The following is a 12,793-nucleotide window of genomic DNA, read 5'->3' as shown; positions in this document are numbered from 1 at the left end:
GTGGCAACGGGTGACGTCTGGCCGGTGGCTGAATGGCATGCTTGGACAAACGACCTGGCCACGGCCTCGGTGACGGCGCGTCGGTGGCTATGCGTAACCAAGTGGTCGGCATAGCGTTGCCTCTGGTGTCGGTTTCAGCTGGTACGGGGACTTCGACCCTGCAACCCGCACGGACGTCGCCGATCGGGCCCGATGCCTCGCGTCCGTCTGCGTGGCACGCCCGTCGACCCCCGCACGTGGATGCCACGGGGGAACGGGATGTCAGTGCAGGAGCGTCAGCAGGATGACCGGTGGAGGCGCCTGACCGAGTGGTCGGGTCCGCATCACTTGGCTCATCAGGCCGGACCGGCGGCACCCGAGACAGTGGCGGTGGCTCCGGACGGGTTGAGCCGGAATCTTCCGATCGGCCTCGGCTGGATTGCGGCCGGGATCTCGGCGCTCGGTGTCGAATCCTTCGCTGTCACCGCCCATCCGCAACACTCGGCGACGCTGCTGCTCAGTGCCCTGGCTCTCCTCTTCGGGCTCTGGGTCTTCCTCGCCGACGGAGGGATGCGGATCACCGCTGTCGGCGTGTACAACTTCAGCTTCGCCCTCTTCGTTGGCTTCGCCGCGCTGTACTCCGAGCTCAAGGCCGGACCCGGCGGGGCCCCGGTGCCGATCCTGCCGGGCCTGACGCTGTGCTACTTCCTCCATGTCTCGACCTGGCTCCTCTTCTGGAGTCGGCTACGTCGGCGCCCGGAGAGCGAGCCGGTGCGGGCGGACCCGGCGCTGAGCCGGTGGGCGCTGCGCTGGGGTATCACGCTGCTGGCCCTCGGCGTGGTGCTCAGCCTGGCCTTCCCCAGCCGTTACCACCATCTGCTCATCGATTCGGCCGGGTTTGTCGGCGTCGTCCTGCTGGGCCTCGGCCTGCTGCCTGGCCGGCGCCGTCGGCGGCGGCTGGTCTACGGATTGGTGCCGGCGGCGGGCTTCGGGCTCTACTACGCCTATCTCTTCAACGACTTCGGACGAATCGTCCTCGGCTCACTCGGCTTCGCCCTGGCGATGATTCTCGCGAACAGGGGTCGTGGCCGCCGGCACGTCAAGGTCTGGGTGCTCGCCGTCGCCGCACCCGCCGTGTTCGTGCTCGGCCAGATCAGAGCGACCTCCATAGTGGACAACCCGGACGCCGACGGTCTGGGTTCGGTCGTGACGCCGTTCCGCGACTTCACCAGGCTGCTGGAGCTCAACGCGATGGGCGTACTGCCCAAGGGGTGGGGCGAGACCTTCTGGGCGGCGGCGGTGACCCTGGTTCCGCGCGCGATGTGGCCCGAGAAGCCGGACGGCCTCGGAGCGGCCCTGGTGCCCATTCTCTCCCCGGAGATGGTGGGCACCGGCCACACGCACGCGGCGCTCTCCTTCGGAGAATGGCTGATCAACTTCGGGCTGGTCGGTCTGGTGCTGATGGTCCCGATCACCGGGCTCACGCTGCGCTGGATCGACCGGGCGGTGGACCGGGTGGCGGCGCGGCCCCTCACCACGCCGCGGCGGCTGCTGGGCTATACCGCCGGCGTCCTCGTCGTCGTCGGCATGGTCGATCTGATGTGGGTGGGCACCTCGACCTATGTGAGCCGGACGGGCTGCCGACTGCTGGTGCTTCTGCTGCTGTTCGTCCTCGTCGCCTGGAGGCACCGTCCGCCTTGGGGTCTCTCGTCCGAGGGATCCGCCGCACCACCTGCGTCCGCTTTACGCCATTAAACGCACCTTGACCGGTATGTTGCTCGTTGTCTGCATTGACCTTTCAATGAAGAGGAGCACGAGTGAGCACTGCGCTTGCCGGCAGCCGGGTCCTGATCACCGGCGGCACAGGATCGTTCGGTCAGACCATGGTGCGACGAATGCTCGACCGGGACGTCGACGAGGTCCGGGTGCTGAGTCGCGACGAGGCCAAACAGGACGCGATGCGCCGTGTCGTCGGTGACGACCGCGTCCGGTACTACGTCGGCGACGTACGCGACCTCGACTCCGTGGTGGGGGCCAGTCGCGGCATGGACCACATCTTCCACGCCGCGGCGCTCAAGCAGGTGCCGTCGTGCGAGTTCTTCCCCCTCGAGGCGCTGCGGACCAACGTCATCGGTAGCGCGAACGTCATCGAGGCCGCGGAGCGCAAGGGGGTCCGGTCGGTGGTGCTGCTCAGCACCGACAAGGCCGTCTCCCCGGTCAATGCCATGGGTATGACGAAGGCCCTCATGGAGAAGGTGGCCCAGGCCCACGCCCGCAACAACGCGCGCAGCAGCACCACCGTGTCGTGCGTGCGGTACGGCAACGTGATGTACTCGCGCGGCTCCGTCATTCCGCTGTTCATCGAGCAGATCAAGGCGGGCCGGGCGCCAACGGTGACCGATCCCGGCATGACCCGCTTCCTGATGTCCCTCGACGAGTCCGTCGAGCTGGTGGAGCACGCCTTCCGGCACGCCCGGCCGGGCGACATCTTCATCCGCAAGGCGGTCGCCTGCGCCATCGGCGATCTGGCCGAGGCGGTCTGTCAGCTCTTCGACGTGCCGTCGAAGCTGGACATCATCGGCGTCCGGCACGGTGAGAAGCAGGACGAGACGTTGGCCAGCCGCGAGGAGCTCGCCACGGCTGATGACTTCGGAGACTTCTTCCGGGTGCCGATCGACGCGCGAGACCTGAACTACGCGCTCTACACCTCCGAGGGCGAGCTGCGTGAGTACCCGGCCGAGGACTTCAACTCGGCGAACGCACCGCGTCTGGACGTACCCCAGATCATGGACCTGCTGCGCACGCTGCCCGAGATCCGGGCGGAGCTGGCGCTGCGGGACCCGGTGCTGGCGTGCTGAGGCTGGCGCTCACCGGCGGTCGCGGCTTCCTGGGCTGGCACGTGCGGGTGCTGGCCCGCGCCCTGGGCTGGTCCGAGCCGGTGCTGATCAGTGGCAGTGACCTGCTGGACGCCCCGACGGTGGCGGAGCAGCTCGACGGCGTCGACCGGGTGCTGCACCTGGCCGGCGTCAACCGGGGCGACGCCCGCGACGTCGCGGCGGGCAACGTCGAGCTGGCCGCGGCCCTGGGTCGGGCGCTGCGCCTGTGCGCGGCGCCGCCCGGCGCGGTGGTCTTCGCCAACTCGGTGCAGGCCGGCAACGGCACCCCGTACGGCGACGCGAAGGCGGTCGCCGCCGCCACCCTGGCCGCGGCCCGTCCGGACCTGCTCGACGTGCGGTTGCCGAACCTGTACGGGGAGCACGGCCGGCCCTACTACAACTCGGTGGTGGCCACCTTCTGCCGGCTGCTCGCCGAGCAGCGGTCGCCGGAGGTGCACGAGGACCGGGAGTTGAGCCTGGTGCACGTCAGCGACGCCGCGGCGCGGCTGATGGGTGCCCCGGACGGCGGCCCGTGGGACGCGGCCATGCCGGCGCTGCGCACCGGCGTACGCGAGCTGGCCGACCGGCTCGCCGGGTACGCCGACCTCTACCGCGGCGGCGAGATCCCGGCGCTGACCGACCGGCACGCCGTCCGGCTGTTCAACACCTACCGGTCACACTGCTTCCCCGCCAGCTACCCGCTGTCGCTGACCCGTCGGGCCGACCTGCGCGGCGAACTGGTCGAGGCGGTGAAGGCGCACGGCGGCGGCCAGACCTTCTGCTCCACCAGCCGGCCGGGCGTGACCCGGGGGGAGCACTTCCATCTGGCCAAGGTGGAGCGGTTCTGCGTGCTGCGCGGCAGCGCGGAGATCCGGCTGCGCCGGGTCGGCACCGACGAGGTCGTGCGGTTCCCGGTCGGCGGCGACGAGCCGGTGGTGGTGGACATGCCCACCATGTGGGCGCACAACATCGTCAACACCGGGCCGGACGAGCTGCTCACTCTCTTCTGGACCAACGAGATCTTCGACCCCGCCCGGCCGGACACGTGGACGGAGCCGGTGGAGCTGACCGCGCCGGAGCCGGCGGTGGTGGCGGCGTGAGGCAGGAGCGGACATGACCCGGGTGATGACGGTGGTCGGCACCCGCCCCGAGATCATCAGACTGTCCCGGGTGCTGGACCGGCTCGACCGCACGGTGGACCACGTGCTGGTGCACACCGGGCAGAACTGGGACCGGTCGCTGTCGGACGTGTTCTTCACCGAGCTGCGGCTGCGCCAGCCGGACCGCTTCCTGCGGGTGGACACCTCGTCGCTGGGGCGGGTGCTCGGCGGAGTGCTGATCGGCATGGAGGAGGCGATCGCCGCGCTGCGGCCGGACGCCCTGCTCGTGCTCGGGGACACCAACAGCTGCATCGCCGCGCTGATGGCCCGCCGGATGCGGGTGCCGGTCTACCACATGGAGGCCGGCAACCGCTGCTTCGACCTGAACGTCCCGGAGGAGACCAACCGGCGGCTGGTCGACCACGTCGCCGACTTCAACCTGGTCTACACCGAGCACGCCCGGCGGAACCTGCTGTCGGAAGGCCTGCACCCACGGCGGATCCTGCACACCGGCTCGCCGATGCGCGAGGTGCTGCTGCACTACCGGGCCGACATCGAACGCTCGACCATCCTCGACCAGCTCGGGCTGGCGCCGGGGGAGTACTTCGTGGTCAGCGCCCACCGGGAGGAGAACGTCGACCGGCCGGACCGGCTGGGCCGGCTGCTGGACTGCCTGCGCGCCGTGCGCGACGCCTGGGGCCTGCCGGTGCTGGTCTCCACCCACCCGCGTACCCGCAAGCGGTTGGAGGCGCTGGCCGCCGACGCCCTCGCCCTCGACGGCATCGCGTTCCACGAGCCGTTCGGGCTCTTCGACTACGTCCACCTGGAGAGCCGGGCCCGCTGCACGCTGTCGGACAGCGGCACGATCAGCGAGGAGGCCGCGATCCTGGGCTTCCCCGCGGTCACCCTGCGGGAGTCGATCGAGCGGCCGGAGGCGCTGGACGCCGGCGGCATCGTGATGACCGGGCTGGACCCGGCCGGGGTGGTGGAGGCGATCGAGGTGGTCGTCGAGCAGGTCGCCGCCGACGGCGTGCCCTGCCCGGCCGACTACGCGGTGCCGGACACTTCCCGCCGGGTGGTCGACTTCATCCTCTCCACCGTCCGCCGCCACCACGACTGGGCGGGCATCCGCCGCTGAGAACACCGTCGGGGGCCGGGACCGCGCGGCGGTCCCGGCCCCCTTTTCGGTACGCGGCGTGCGGGTCAGCGACTGATGACGGCCTGCAGGGTACGGGCGAGGATCAGCAGGTCGCCGAGGAAGCTGCGGGTCTCGACGTAGCGCACGTACATCTCGACCTTCCGGGGCAGCACCACGGAAAGGTAGTACTCCTCGGGCTGCGGTGCCCGGGCGAGTTCGGTGGACTCGTTGCGGTAGGCGATCGAGGCGGGGTCGGTGATGCCGGGCCGCACCGACAGGATGCGCCACCGCGCGACGGGCGGCCAGCAGTCCACGTACCGGCGTACCTCCGGTCGCGGACCGACCAGGCTCATGTGACCCAGCAGCACGTCGTAGAGCTGTGGCAACTCGTCGAGCTTGCTGGCCCGGAGGAACCGGCCGACCCGGGTGATCCGGTCGTCGGTGTCGGAGGTGACGGCTGAGCCGGGAGCGACCCGCATCGTGCGGAACTTGTGGATTCGGAAGCTGCGGCCCCGGCGGCCGGCGCGTTCCTGCCGGAACAGCACCGGACCGCCGTCGTCGAGCCGGATGGCGACGGCCACCGCGGCCAGCACCGGCGCGCAGAGGATCAGGGCCACCGCGGCGACGATGATGTCGAAGCACCGCTTGATCATGTGAGCACCTTGTGGACGGTGGTGACGACCCGGTCGACCTGTTCATCGGTCATCGCGGAGAAGATCGGCAGGCTCACCACCCGCTCGAACTCCGCGCTGGCCACCGGGAACATCGCGTCGGTCAGCTGGTACCGCTGCCGCCAGTAGGTGTGCTGGTGCAACGGGATGAAGTGCACGCTGCAACCGACGCCGAGGCGGGACATCTCGGCGACGAACGCGTCGCGGTCCACCGACGCCTCGGGGCGCAGGCGGACCACGTACAGGTGCCAGGCGTGCACGTCGCCGGCGGGGGCCGGCCCGGGCAGGTCGAGCGGGAGGTCGGCGAAGGCCAGCCGGTAGCGCTCGGCGATCTCCTCCCGCCGTGCCCGCATCGCCTCGGCCCGGTCGAGTTGGACCAGACCGAGGGCGGCGGCAGGGTCCGTCAGGTTGCACTTGTAGCCGGCCGCGACGACGTCGTACCGCCAGGCGGGGCGGTCGCTGCGGTACCGGTCGAAGCCGTCCCGGTCGAAGCCGTGCAGGCGCATCACCCGGACCCGTCGGGCGAGGTCGGCGTCCCGGGTGACCAGCATCCCGCCCTCTCCGGTGGTGATGGTCTTGGTCGCGTAGAAGCTGAACACCGTCGCGGCGCTGGTGCCGGCGCCGACACCGATGCCCTCGGCGGCGGCCGGAAAGGCGTGGGCGGCGTCCTCGACCACGGCGAGCCGGTGTGACTCGGCGAAGGCGCGCAGCCGCGCCGGCGACACCAGTTGGCCGGCGAAGTGCACCGGCAGCACCGCGACCGTGCGCGGGGTGACCTTGTCCGCCGCGTCGGCGAGGTCGATGTGCAGCGTCAGCGGGTCCACGTCGACGAGCACCGGTTCGGCACCGAGGTGCACGACGACCTCTGCCGTCGCGGTGAAGGTCCAGGTCGGCACCAGCACTTCCATGCCGGGCCCGACCCCGAGCGCCTCCAGCGCCAGATGCAGGCCGGCGGTTGCCGAGTTCAGTGCGACGGCGCTGACCCCGTGACCGCAGGCCTCCGCGACGCGTTGCTCGAAACGTGGCACCAGCGGCCCGCTGGAGACCCAGCCGGAGCGGAGCGCAGCGGTGACAGCGGCGATCTCGTCCTCGCCGATGTCGGGTAACGCGAAGGGAAGTCTGCTGTTTTCCACCCAGAACTCCTCTTTGCAGCTCGACGACCGGTTTTCCCTTGCCGGAGGTTAAACTGTCTTTGCACCTTATGGTGACTATTTAGGCTTTTGCGAATATCGCTCGGGAGGTTCCGAATGCGGGTTGGCCTGCTGACCCAGTGGTACGACCCCGAACCGGGGCCGGCAGCGCTGCCCGGCGCCCTCGCCCGGGCGCTGGCCCGCCGGGGCCACGAGGTCCAGGTCCTGACCGGCTTCCCGAACTATCCGACCGGCCGGGTCGTCCCGGGCTACCGGATCCGTCCCCGTCGGGACGAGGTCGACGGCGACGGCGTGCGGATCCGCCGGGTCGCCCTCTACCCGAGCCACGACCGTTCGGCGCTGCGCCGTCTCGCGAACTACGGGTCCTTCGCCGCCTCGGCGCTCGCGTTGGGCACCGGCGCGCTGCGCGGCCTGGACGCGCTGTGGGTGAGCAACTCGCCCATCACCGTCTCGCTGTCGATGTGGTACGCCCGTTACGTCCACCGGGTCCCGGTGGTGCTGCACGTGCTGGACCTCTGGCCCGACAGCGCGTACGCCAGCGGCTTCGTCGGTCCGGGTGGCACCGGCACGCTGCTGGCCCGCGGCATGGGCGGCTGGTGCGCCGCGATGTACCGGTGCGCGGACCGGATCGCGTACATCTCCCCGGGGGTGGGCGACCTGCTGGCCCGGCGGGGAGTGCCCGAGCGCAAGCTCGTGCACATTCCGATGTGGGCCGACGAGACGGCCGCCACCACGCCCGACCGGGACCTCCGGGCCGAACTGGGCCTCCGCGACGACCAGGTGGTGCTCGTCTACGCCGGGTCGATGGGGCAGGCGCAAGGGCTCGACGCCCTGCTCGACGCCGTCGCCCTCGTCGACGACCCGCGGCTGGTGTGCCTGTTGGCCGGGTCGGGGCTCTGCGAGGAGCGGCTGCGCCGGCAGGCCGCCGAGCGGAAGCTGCGCAACGTGCGCTTTCTCGGCCGGCTGCCGGCCGAGGAGATGCCGGCGCTGATGCGGGCCGGGGACGCGCACGTGGTCAGCCTCCGGCCGGGCGGCATGTCGGCGTACACCATGCCGAGCAAGGTCCAGGCAATCCTCGCCGCCGGGCGAGCGATGCTGGTCGTCGCCGAGGGCGACGCCGCGGCGGTGGCGATGGCCAGCGGGGCGGGGCTCACCGCCCGGCCCAGTGATCCGTACTCGATCGCCGATGCCATCCGGGAGCTGTGCCAGCTCGGGCGGGAGAAGTTGGAACTGCTGGGCCGGGCCGGGCGGGAGTACTACGACCGCGAGTACTCGCTGGCCTCCGGGGTGCGGCGGGTGGAGGACGCGCTGCGGGCCGTCGCGGCAGGTGCCCGGTGAGCCGGGTCACCGCCGGGGGTGTGGACGTTCTGCGGGCCGAGGACGTTCGTACGGCTGCGGCGCTGCACGTGCGGGCCTTCGAACGGTTCTTCCTCACCAGTCTCGGCGAGCCGTTCCTCCGGGAGTTCTACGCCGGCTTCGTTCGTGATCCCGACGCTGTCACGGTGGTCACCCGGGACCCCGACGGTCGGCTGGTCGGCGTGGTGGTCGGCACGGTGGCCCCGGAGCTGTTCTTCCGCCGCCTGCTTCGCCAGCGCGGCCCCCGGCTGGCGCTGGCGAGCCTGCCGGCCGTCGTCCGCCGTCCCGCGGTGGCACTGCGCCTGCTGCGCGGGGTGGCCTACCGCGGCGAGGTGCCGGTCGAGACGCACGGAGCGCTCCTCAGCTCCATCTGCGTCGACCCCGCCGTGGCGCACGGCGGCCACGGTCGGCGGCTCCTCGACGCCTGGTGGGAGGCGGTCCGGCTACGCGGAGTGAGCTCGGCGCACCTGACCACCGACGCGGACGACAACGAGCGCGTCAACGCCTTCTACCGACGGGCCGGGTGGACCCTGCGGGGCACCTGGACCACCCAGGAGGGGCGGCGGATGAACTGCTACGGCATCGCGGCGGCCCCGGTCGGGGCGGAGGCCGGCCACCCGGCCGGCTGACCGCGGTCGCGGCCGCCCCGACCGTCCTGCTCACCCACCATCCTGACCGGCCCGACCCCCGTCCCCACAGCACAACTGGCGTGGGGACGAGGGTGACCGGTCAGCTTCCGGGTGTCCGTACGGCGGCCAGGGCGCTGTCGAGCCGTGGCGCGAGCGACCGGGCGTAGGTGGCGGTGAGGTGGTTGGTGTCCCGGTAGACCAGTACGCCGCCGATGACCGCCGCGCAGCGGTCGGTGGGACAGATCGCGTCGTTGAGGTCGACCAGGTGGACCCCCGGCTGTCCCTTGGCGGCCCGCTCCTGGGCGATGCCACCGCCGGCAGCCAGCACCTCGTCACGCGGCGGTGCGCACCGGGTGAGCCGGTCCGGGTTGGCGGAGACACACTCGACCGGGTCCCGACGGTGGTACGGCGGGTCCCGGAGCACCACCACCGGCACTCCGATCCCGGTCATCTCCCGCCACGTGTTCCGTAGCCCGGTGGCCAGGATGTCGTGCGCATCCCGGGTCACCACCTCGCCGTCGCGCACCGTCAGGTATTGGGAGTTGCCCACCAACAGCAGGTCGGGCGGGTCGGCGCGCAGTTGGCCGCGGACCCGCTGGTTCCACTCCGTGCAACTGGTGTACGGCCGGCCGTCCAGCGCCACCTCCATCGCCAGGAACGGGCACGAGGACTTGGTGTGGGTCACCACCCGCCACTTCCGCTGCACCGCGACCGCCTCCAGCGCCGGCAGCCACTGCGCGGCGTGCGAGTCGCCGGCGAGCACGACGGTGTAGGAGGCGTCCTTGACCCCGTAGACACAGGTCAGGGGCTCGCTGCTGTTCTGTTGGACGTGACAGTTGGTGCGGGTCGTCGCCGGGACGTCCTTCGCGGCGACCAGCGGGTCGGGAGTGATCGAGTCGACCCGGTCGACCGGCCTCCCGGCCTGGTCACCCCGGGGCGACTTGCCCAGGACGGCGGCTCCCGGTGGCCCGGCCGGGGCGGGGGCGCCCGCCGACGCGCTGCTGCCGCCCAGTGGCGGCACCGCGGACGTGGACAGCGGCGGTCGGGCCGGCGACCAGACGGTCAGCTGGAAGAGCAGGCCGGCGATCACCGCCGTGCCGGTGGAGAGGGCGCCGATGCCCAGCGCCTGCGCCGGCTGCCAGTGCAACGTCTGCGATCGGCGGATGGGGTTCTCGACGAAGTGATAGGTGAGGACCGCCGGCACCGCGGAGAGCGCGACCACCGCCAGGCGCGCGGATGCGCTCAGCTCGCCGAACCGGTAGTCGGCGACGATCAGCAGCGGCCAGTGCCACAGGTAGAGCGAATACGACAGCGCGCCGACGCCGCGCATCGGCGGCAGGCTGAGCAGCCCGGCCGGTCCGGCCCGCCCGGCGGCCACCGCGAAGGCGATCACCACCGCTGTGCCGGCGGTGGGCAGCAAGGCGACGTACCCGGGGAAGGCCGACGCGGAGTCCAGCAGGAAGGCCGAGGCGACCACGGTGACCAACCCGGACCAGGCGAGCACGACGGCCAGCGCACGCGGGGTGCGGTGCAGTCGGGCACCGACGATGGCCACAGCGCCGCCCAGGGCGAGCTCCCAGATCCGGGTGGTGGTCACGAAGTACGCCGGGGCCCGATCGGTCGACGTCAGGAACACCGACCAGGCGAAGGACGGCAGGGCCACCACGGCGAACCCGACCATCAGCACGCCGCGGCGCAGCCGCCGCCGGCCACCGAGAACGGCCAACCCGAGCAGCAGCAGCGGCCAGATCAGGTAGAACTGCTCCTCGACGCTGAGCGACCAGTAGTGCTGCAGGACGCTGGGTGCCTGGTCGACGAACATGTAGTCCACCGACTGCTCGGCGAGCCGCCAGTTCATCACGTACAGCGCGCTGCTCACCACGTCCCACGCGGTGTTGGAGAAGCGCACCTTCGGCAGGAACAGGTACGTCAGCAGCAGGGTGACCACGAGCACCAGGCCGGCGGCCGGCAGCAGCCGCTTCGCGCGTCGGGCGTAGAAGCCCACCAGCGAGATCCGGCCGGTGCGGTCGAGTTCCTCGACGAGCAGTCCGGTGATCAGGAAGCCTGAGATCACGAAGAAGACGTCCACGCCGACGAAGCCGCCGGGGATGAACTGGCTTCCGGCGTGGCCGACCAGTACCAGCAGGACCGCCAGGGCGCGCAGTCCCTCGATGTCGCCCCGGAAGGATGCCCGTGGTGGGGCCTTCGGCCTGCTTCGTGTCTGGGTCATTGTCCCGTCCCGCGCTAGAAATCCGGTCAGCGTTACCGTTAGGGGTTATATCCCACAAACGCACGTCCGTCCGGTTTTCGCAGTCTTGCGCCGTGTCGCCGGCTCGTCGGAGTTCGGCCGTCCGCCGCCCCCGTGCGGGGCGAGCGGGGCCGAACCGGTGTCCGTCAGGCGTGGACCCTGAGGCCCGACATCCCGAAGGTGCGCCGTGGCGACGGGTGCCGGGCGCGGGCGGTAGGGTTCTCCGCGCCGCGCCCGGCGGTTCGTGCCGTGAGGGGAGCGATTCTTGCTGCACCTGAGGGTGATCGCCCCGTCGGACCAGTCGTCCGCCGTGGCCGACCTGCTCGCCGACAACCCGGGGGTGGCGCACCTGGCCGTGATCCCCGGTGCGGCCCGGCAGCCCCCCGGCGACCTGATCCTCTGCGACGTGGTCCGGGAGAGCGCCGACCGGGTGCTGCACCAGTTGCAGGAGCTGGGGGTCGAGGCGCGCGGCGGCATCTCCGCCGACGACGTCGAGTTGACCCTCTCCCGGGCGGCGAAGCAGGCCGCCCGGGACGCCCCCGGTCACGGCGAGGACGCGGTCGTCTGGGACGAGATCGCCGCCAAGACCGGCGAGCAGACCGAGCTGACCGGGACGTACCTGGCGCTGATCATCGTCGCCACGATGATCGCCGGGGTGGGCGTGCTGCTGGACCAGCCGATTCTGATCGTCGGCGCAATGGTGGTCGGCCCCGAGTTCGGCCCGCTCGCCGCGCTCTGCGTCGCGCTGCTGCGCCGCCGGCCCCGCACCATCGTCCGCTCGGTGCAGGCGCTGACGGTGGGCTTCCTGGCCGCCATGGTGGCCACCGTGCTGAGCACCTGGGCGCTGACCGCCGCCGACCTGGTCAACCGGGAGATGCTGCTCGCCGAGCGGCCGCTGACCGACTTCATCTGGCGGCCCGACGCGCTCTCCTGGGTCGTCGGCCTCCTCGCCGGGATCGCCGGGATGCTCTCGCTCACCTCGAAGAAGTCCGGCTCGCTGGTCGGCGTGCTGATCTCGGTCACCACCGTGCCGGCCGCCGCGAACGTCGCCGTCGCCGCCGCGTACGGGGTGTGGCACGAGGCGGCCGGGTCGGCGCTCCAGCTGGTGATCAACATCTGTGCGATCGTGCTCGCCGGGCTGGCCACCCTGGCCGTGCAGCAGCTGTGGTGGTGGCGGGTGGGCCGGCGCGCCGACCGGGTCACCGCCAGTCGTCCCCAGCCTCCAGTCGGCGGGTGAGCAGCGTCCGCAGCGGGATCGACTCGCCGTCCCGGCCGCCCCGGCCGAGCACCAGCGGCGCCGGGTCGGGCTCGGGGTCGACGCCGAAGAGCCGGCCGCGCAGGCTGGGCGGCACGCTGAGCAGGTGGAACCTGCCCGCCGTGTCCACCGCCCGGGTCCCGGCGCGGTCGACGTACCAGCCGGTCAGCCGGGTCCGGTAGCGACCGCGACCGTCGTGCCCACGGGCGACCAGCGGCGTGGTGCGCAGGCCCCGCCGGGTCGCCTCGGCGGCGAACCAGGCGACCAGCTCCGCGGCCTCCGCGTGCTCGGCCGCCCGCTGCCGATCGGCGGCCTCCGCGTGCGCCCGCACCGCCCGCTGCTGCCGCTCCCGCCAATCCAGGCCGTCGTCCGCACCCATCCCGCGACGGT

At 71.8% G+C, this 12,793-nt stretch carries 11 protein-coding genes; 7 read left to right on the top strand and 4 right to left on the bottom strand.

Features of this window, described 5'->3' with window-relative positions; genetic code table 11:
* The first annotated feature begins 258 nt into the window (after positions 1 to 258).
* The 4 genes from GA0074696_RS22450 to wecB all read left to right on the top strand — a co-directional run bounded on the left by GA0074696_RS22450 (position 259) and on the right by wecB (position 5,093).
* Positions 259 to 1,734: a hypothetical protein gene (locus tag GA0074696_RS22450; RefSeq protein ID WP_157746084.1), complete on the top strand. Its 1,476-nt coding sequence runs from the start codon at positions 259 to 261 to the stop codon at positions 1,732 to 1,734.
* 62 nt (positions 1,735 to 1,796) lie between these two features.
* Positions 1,797 to 2,837: a polysaccharide biosynthesis protein gene (locus GA0074696_RS22445; protein WP_088962933.1), complete on the top strand. Its 1,041-nt coding sequence runs from the start codon at positions 1,797 to 1,799 to the stop codon at positions 2,835 to 2,837.
* On the top strand, positions 2,831 to 3,955 hold the full coding sequence (locus GA0074696_RS22440; RefSeq protein ID WP_088962932.1) for a polysaccharide biosynthesis C-terminal domain-containing protein: 1,125 nt from the start codon (positions 2,831 to 2,833) through the stop codon (positions 3,953 to 3,955). Before GA0074696_RS22445 ends, GA0074696_RS22440 begins: the two co-directional genes overlap by 7 nt.
* 13 nt (positions 3,956 to 3,968) lie before the next feature.
* Positions 3,969 to 5,093 carry a non-hydrolyzing UDP-N-acetylglucosamine 2-epimerase gene (gene wecB / locus GA0074696_RS22435; RefSeq protein WP_088962931.1) on the top strand — a complete coding sequence of 375 codons (1,125 nt, stop codon included), beginning with the start codon at positions 3,969 to 3,971 and terminating at the stop codon, positions 5,091 to 5,093.
* Positions 5,094 to 5,158: 65 nt separating this feature from the next.
* On the opposite strand, the gene GA0074696_RS22430 is transcribed toward wecB, so the two are convergent.
* Both GA0074696_RS22430 and GA0074696_RS22425 read right to left on the bottom strand, forming a co-directional pair.
* Positions 5,159 to 5,746, bottom strand: a complete 588-nt coding sequence (locus GA0074696_RS22430; protein ID WP_088962930.1) for a sugar transferase — start codon at positions 5,744 to 5,746, stop codon at positions 5,159 to 5,161.
* Positions 5,743 to 6,897: a DegT/DnrJ/EryC1/StrS family aminotransferase gene (locus tag GA0074696_RS22425; protein WP_088962929.1), complete on the bottom strand. Its 1,155-nt coding sequence runs from the start codon at positions 6,895 to 6,897 to the stop codon at positions 5,743 to 5,745. Before GA0074696_RS22425 ends, GA0074696_RS22430 begins: the two co-directional genes overlap by 4 nt.
* A 114-nt stretch (positions 6,898 to 7,011) precedes the next feature.
* Here GA0074696_RS22425 and GA0074696_RS32320 point away from each other — a divergent pair, with 114 nt between their 5' ends.
* Together GA0074696_RS32320 and GA0074696_RS22415 are read left to right on the top strand one after the other, a co-directional pair.
* On the top strand, positions 7,012 to 8,253 hold the full coding sequence (locus GA0074696_RS32320) for a glycosyltransferase family 4 protein (protein ID WP_088962928.1): 1,242 nt from the start codon (positions 7,012 to 7,014) through the stop codon (positions 8,251 to 8,253).
* A complete protein-coding gene (locus tag GA0074696_RS22415) occupies positions 8,250 to 8,900 on the top strand; it encodes a GNAT family N-acetyltransferase (RefSeq protein WP_088962927.1) in 651 nt (216 codons plus the stop codon). Before GA0074696_RS32320 ends, GA0074696_RS22415 begins: the two co-directional genes overlap by 4 nt.
* Positions 8,901 to 9,000: 100 nt before the next feature.
* Here GA0074696_RS22415 and GA0074696_RS22410 read toward each other — a convergent pair whose 3' ends face one another.
* A complete protein-coding gene (locus GA0074696_RS22410; protein WP_088962926.1) occupies positions 9,001 to 11,130 on the bottom strand; it encodes an acyltransferase family protein in 2,130 nt (709 codons plus the stop codon).
* A 283-nt stretch (positions 11,131 to 11,413) separates the two neighbouring features.
* On the opposite strand from GA0074696_RS22410, the gene GA0074696_RS22405 reads away from it, so the two are divergent.
* Complete coding sequence (locus GA0074696_RS22405; protein WP_088962925.1) at positions 11,414 to 12,385, top strand: DUF389 domain-containing protein; 972 nt, start codon at positions 11,414 to 11,416, stop codon at positions 12,383 to 12,385.
* On the opposite strand, the gene GA0074696_RS22400 is transcribed toward GA0074696_RS22405, so the two are convergent.
* Positions 12,348 to 12,782, bottom strand: a complete 435-nt coding sequence (locus GA0074696_RS22400; protein WP_088962924.1) for a hypothetical protein — start codon at positions 12,780 to 12,782, stop codon at positions 12,348 to 12,350. The two genes, GA0074696_RS22405 and GA0074696_RS22400, sit on opposite strands and share 38 nt — an antisense overlap.
* Positions 12,783 to 12,793 lie beyond the last annotated feature (11 nt).

The organism is Micromonospora purpureochromogenes, from assembly GCF_900091515.1.
Classification (GTDB): Bacteria; Actinomycetota; Actinomycetes; order Mycobacteriales; family Micromonosporaceae; genus Micromonospora; species Micromonospora purpureochromogenes.
This window is presented reverse-complemented; position numbering and strand designations above follow the sequence as displayed.